The 483-nt window shown below is 37.7% G+C and carries 1 protein-coding gene; it reads right to left on the minus strand.

Translation table 11 applies throughout. The features are described from left to right. Positions 1-90: 90 nt before the first annotated feature. Positions 91-483, minus strand: a 393-nt coding sequence (locus LIZ66_RS18390) for an IS1634 family transposase (protein WP_227201183.1), incomplete at its 5' end; no start/stop codon positions are given.

A 483-nucleotide genomic window follows, 5' to 3' on the forward strand; every position in this document is an offset into this window, starting at 1 on the left:
GCAGCTAAATGGATATAAAACACCCGTCAAACCCAGTAAATACAGGGCTTGGCGGGCTTTCTGCTTTGTCAGATTTTCATGGTGTTTTTTCTATTTTTGGGTCTTTGCTAAAACTTTTTTTATTTCCCCTAGCGTACGGATACGTTTTCCAAAATCAATATCTGTAACTCTTTCGATATCTTTTAAAACTTCATCGTAATAATCAAACAGATAATAGTTTTGCTGGATTAGGCTGCATTTGGCTTTTGACAGAGATTCCAAAATAGTTCCGATGCTGTATTTTCGCTCCAGTTTATTTTCCAGTATTCTAGCGATTGTCAAAGCTACAAAACAGGTAAGGAAATGTGCTTCGATATGTTCTTTTGTCCAGACATACACGGGTCTGGCTTCCAGTTCACTTTTGGTTACTTTAAAAGATTCCTCAATTCTCCATAAACCTCGGTACATATCGATAATCTCGTCGTCAGATGTCTCCATTTCGCT

It is taken from the genome of Blautia faecis (assembly GCF_020554845.1).
In the GTDB taxonomy this organism is placed as follows: Bacteria; Bacillota; Clostridia; order Lachnospirales; family Lachnospiraceae; genus Blautia_A; species Blautia_A faecis.